The organism is Chitinimonas sp. BJB300, assembly GCF_002735695.1.
In the GTDB taxonomy this organism is placed as follows: Bacteria; Pseudomonadota; Gammaproteobacteria; order Burkholderiales; family Chitinimonadaceae; genus Chitinimonas.
Genome location: NZ_PDZH01000199.1, coordinates 1 through 4,854, shown reverse-complemented (window position 1 = coordinate 4,854; position 4,854 = coordinate 1). Strand labels below are relative to the sequence as shown.

The 4,854-nt window shown below is 57.9% G+C and carries 2 protein-coding genes; both read right to left on the bottom strand.

Features of this window, described 5'->3' with window-relative positions; genetic code table 11:
* Positions 1-291: 291 nt before the first annotated feature.
* A complete protein-coding gene (locus CSQ89_RS19930; RefSeq protein ID WP_099407769.1) occupies positions 292-2,214 on the bottom strand; it encodes a UvrD-helicase domain-containing protein in 1,923 nt (640 codons plus the stop codon).
* Positions 2,211-4,556: an AAA family ATPase gene (locus CSQ89_RS19925; RefSeq protein ID WP_099407768.1), complete on the bottom strand. Its 2,346-nt coding sequence runs from the start codon at positions 4,554-4,556 to the stop codon at positions 2,211-2,213. Before CSQ89_RS19925 ends, CSQ89_RS19930 begins: the two co-directional genes overlap by 4 nt.
* Between the last annotated feature and the right edge of the window lie 298 nt (positions 4,557-4,854).

The following is a 4,854-nucleotide window of genomic DNA, read 5'->3' as shown; positions in this document are numbered from 1 at the left end:
TCGCCTACTCAAATATCCCGCAGCATCCCGCGGTTTCCTCCCTGGAGGTTTATTCAACGTCTGCCCGCTGGCGCCATCTCGCGGGCACGCTCATCGCGTATGGGCAGACGTCGAACAAACCTAAACCTAAGCAGACGGTGAGGAAACATCCTATGAACGACCGCTGAGCAGCGAATCTCCGATGGTCAGCTTGCCTTTCAATTTCACTATATCCATATTTCATGCCTTTAATCGGCCGGTGGCCTATTCACTAATAATGCAGACCTAGATGATTGGATGCTGAGGTGTATATCAACTGATCAGCTCAACCTCGACTTCTTCAAACCAACCGTATTGAAGTATGGCATCGCGAGCCAACGCTGGATCGGGAGAGTAGTAGATGATGGCCAAGCTTTTCTCCGCTCGGCTACAGGTCACGTAGAACAAGCGGCGGGTGCGGTCCGAACCGGTCTCTCGGCCGGCGGCTTCGTTCTCAAGGTCCGCCTTTGACTTCTCCTTGGTGCCGAAGAACTTGTCGTAGGCAAAGAGAAAGCCCCGCGCCTCGTCGTCGTTGATCACCACCAATACGCGTGGGAACTCAAGTCCCTTGACGCCCTGATGCGTCCCAAACTGCGACTGTCCTCGCACGTACAGGTCATAGCGCTCGATCTGATTCAGTGGTGCTTCAAGCGCTTTGCTCCAAGCACTCAATTCAGGGCTGGTGTCTATGGCTTCTCCGTCCGCGATGTCATCCACCTGATCGCCCTGCCTAGCGTTATCCTGGGCCGCAACTACCTCCTTGGCGTCACTGGGGACGAACGGAGTCAGCACATCCGGGATGGCAAACAGACCCGTCTTCGCAATGAACTCGAGTACTGCCTGAGCCGTGACCGCTGGATTTTCCGTGATCAGCACCAGAAGCCCGTCACATGCCGTTTTGGCCTTGCCGAATTGCGCGACCTGATTCGGTCCAGCCTCTTGAAGCGCTGCGCGTTCCAGAAGCGGCGATGACGCCTTGATGATGGCCGTTGCCCCAAACCGGTCGTTGGCGCGAATCGCTTTAACGAGCGGCAACACATCCCGGATGAAGAATCCAAGACCCGCACCGGTGCCCTGGAGCAGACTTGTCCTGAGGTTGTCGACACCCCAAAGCGGCTCGAAGAACTCCACAAATCCGAAACGCCGTGCAGACATCAGATGTTCTAAGGCGAGCGTCTTCACGGTGTTCGAGTTTTGCCAGGCCGGGTCGCCGGCGATCGTCATCATGCGCTGGCGCACCGCCGTTTCCATGGCGAAGGGATCGACGCCCACTTGGGGTGCGATGAAGACTCGAACCACGCCATTTTCAGCGTCGCTGCGTGGCACTTGTTCCTCGCCATCGACATCGCGGCGGATGCTGTTGATGACCTTGATGATGCGGGACGGGCACCGGTGGTTCATTCGCTTGCGAGGCATGGCCCACCTAGCCGGGATGGCCTTCTCCAGCCGGTCTTTCCCGTCAGAGTAGATGCGTTGCATCATGTCGCCAAATAGTCCCAGGCTGAATCTGCCATGAAACTCTTCTTCCAAATGCAGGAACGCGTCCATGAGTGCCTTGTTCGTGTCCTGGCTCTCATCAATGAGCAACACCGGACATCGACTGACCAACATCCGCCTCAGTCCAGGTTTGCTGGTCAGGAAGGTGGCGGTCATAGCAATGACCTCTGAGTGGTTCAGAGAATCACGTGTGCGATTGTCACTGGTCGGGCTGTAGACGAATTTGACGATGGAATCCAGACGCGCCAGGCGGCGACGTTTGCTCTCCATGGATCGAAGCCGTTCAACGCCCACTTTCGTGTTGGGACGTCCCTTTCTGTGCTGCTCCTCAAGCTCAGCAATCTCCTCTTCAAGGTTCTTAGCGATCCACCGACGGATGTCGGCGTTGAAGCCCTCTATAAGCGACCATGAGAACGCATGGATGGTCATGACCTCAACCCGAGGGTCAAACTCGAGACGTTGTTTGATTTCGTCGCAAGCGGCATTGGTATAGGTGATGACGCCAATCTTCTTACCCGTCAAAGTCAACTGCCGGCCGTGCTCGCCATCAATCGTTTTTCTGATGGCGCTGACCAATGACCGTGTCTTTCCAGAACCAGCTCCTGCGTACAGGAAGAAGCTTCTTGGCTTGCCCAGGTCAAGACACTCGATGATTGTTGCATCAGCCTCGGCATCAAATTGATCGTCAGCGGCCGTCATGGCATGCCCCCTGGCCCTGGGCCCGCAGCGGTGGCTATTAAAACGGCCGTAGCCGGCGCTGTCGCCAAGGTTTCCCCCTGCTTTTTCTTCATCTGTTCTAGCAGCCACTCCAGCCCCTCGGCGACGTACTGCGGCACTTTCAGATTGCTGAAGTTGTCCGCCATCAAGACATCGAGCGCGAACTCCGCCTTCTTGCCGTCCTTTAGCGCGGTATACATGCTGGCACCAACCGCGGGCGCACCGCCACCATTAGCGATCGCTTTCTGAAACTTGGCGGTCAATCCCGTGCCGGCAAACGCGGCGAAGAAGCCCACGTTTTCGAACACGAGTGCGTCCTCAAACGTATAGGGATAGGCAGTCTCCTTGGCGGTGGCGCCCGGCATCGTGACCTCAACGGGTGTCTGATACGCCGCGCGCACGGCGAACAGGGTGTCGCCGGCATCCGTGATCGTCTTGGCCGCCGGCGGCGCGCCGATGAGGGCGTCTACGTCGTCCAGGACTGGCACCCAGGTCTTGAGGGTGGCGTTGTTGGTTTTCTGGCCTGCGCCCAAAGCGGGTTGGACTGATGTGCCCCCCGTCCCCGTCAGACTGTCCAGGTCGGTGACGATCAGCGTCAACAGGCCAAGATGTTCGATCAACGGGCGCAGACGATGGGCATGGCTACCGCCAATCTCCAGCAAGGTGACGTAGCTATGATGCAGCACCTTGTAGTGCGCCCGAATGAAGTTAGGGATGAGCATGCGCTCAGCCGGCCCCTCGACGAGGATCGCTGCGTCGGCGAAGAACAGGTCGGCGTGCTGTGCTCGCAAGTATCGGGTGACGAAGCGCTCGGTGTCCGTTTCCTCACCGAACACCTGCGACAGGTTGATCACCGTCGACACCGGTACCTTGGCCACCATACCGGCCGGCAGCCTCCGGAAATACCGCAAGCTCGCAAAGGGCGTCTCGTGCGCAACGTGGCTCGAGTGTGTGCTGACGATCAGCTGCGTACGCAATACGTCGTTTTCGCCCAGCTCCGGGCGTCTGCGCAGCACCTCATAAGCCTTCTTGATGAAGACTTGCTGCACTTGCGCATGCAGGTGAGCTTCAGGCTCCTCCACTAGGACTAGGTGAAGCGGTTCAATGCTTGCAGCCTCGATACCTTTGGACGCCTTGCCGACGCGCATCCAGGCATCGCGGAAGCTCATCAGCCGGAAGATCATCGAGATAAGGTTTTGATAGCCCAGTCCGTTGCTACCCTCTGGAAGTAGCAGGAGGGGAGTGACCGCGCCCGCTTCCGAAACCACTTCGACCTCGAAATTGACCGCAGCGCTATGGTTTAACCCATCTATCGCTCGCAAGCGTGTCGATACGCGCGGCCGTGGGTCGCTGACACCCGGATAGCCTAGGCCTGCCACCTCAGTAAAGCATTCGCTGAAGCTCTCTGTCAGCTTCAGGTCGAATGCATCCTCAGCCGCCTCCATGGCTTGGAGAGCCTCCAGATCCCTGGGGTCCGGCCCCTTGGCGGGATCCAGATGCTTGGCATAGTAGCTTCTGAGTTGTTCTGACAGCCGCGTTCCGCCTGCCGAGGTTTGCAGCTCGCCTTCTTCTCCGATCCCACTCGGGATCTCGCCAAAGCCGCGCTGGGCGGGGATGTCATGCACTCTAATCAGGCCACAGAGAGGATCACCCTCGATCGGCAATGCTGATGACGGAAGCGTCTGTGGCAGTGCCCGAAGCTTTTCAGGGTTGGCAAGTAGCTCTGGATCCAGCGGATAGGCCCGGATTGTAAACATCGAGCTCAGCCGCTTGGTGAGGAAGTCGACTAGCGATTCTGGCCAGACCGTCAACTTGGGACCAGTCGCCGCGCCAGCGGCCTTGGCAGCTGCGGCTGCCTCGCGCATGGCATTGGCTTCGATGACTGCGGTGATGTACTCCTTGAAAAGTGCATTGAGGTCTTTGGGCTCGTAGCGCAATCGCACTCCCAGCCGTCCGCCAGCCCACTCCATGAGCGGTACCAAATCTCGAACCCGGTGGACTTCGTCTTCCTTGACCTGCAGCCACAAATCCAAGGCCGGAAGCGCATGCACCCAGGGATCCAGGGCGAGGTCTGCCACGCTACCAGCCTGGTTCGCCTGAAGCCATGCTTCACCGATCTCTACGAGCGCCCGTAAGTGGCACACCGTAAAGTCATGGATATCGAACGGACAACGGCGCGGCGTTAGGAATCGACGTAGGGCCAACATGGCTGAGGTCTTACCGCTGTTATTCGCACCGACAAACAGCGTTGTCTTGACCGACAGATCTACGCGTGCCGACAAGAGCTTCCTGAAATTCGCGATCTCGACGAATTCGATGTGCATGTAGGACCCTCCCTTTGGCTTGTATTTTTGTAACGGTAACTGAAGCGTGGGGTTGCGGATAGCCGGAGCAAGTCCGAACTGCCCAACAAAAGTTGGGTGTTATATTTGTTAGTGTTGGTCAAATCAGGGGGACGGAAGCGGTCGTTGCCAAGCGATGCCTCGAACGTCAGCTTTGGTTTAGGTTTGTTCGACGTCTGCCCATACGCGATGAGCGTGCCCGCGAGATGGCGCCAGCGGGCAGACGTTGAATAAACCTCCAGGGAGGAAACCGCGGGATGCTGCGGGATATTTGAGTAGG

Coding starts and splice junctions, on each gene's coding strand:
- CSQ89_RS19930 (WP_099407769.1), bottom strand. CDS start 2,214: ATGACGGCCGCTGACGATCAATTTGATGCCGAGGCTGATGCAACAATC.
- CSQ89_RS19925 (WP_099407768.1), bottom strand. CDS start 4,556: ATGCACATCGAATTCGTCGAGATCGCGAATTTCAGGAAGCTCTTGTCG.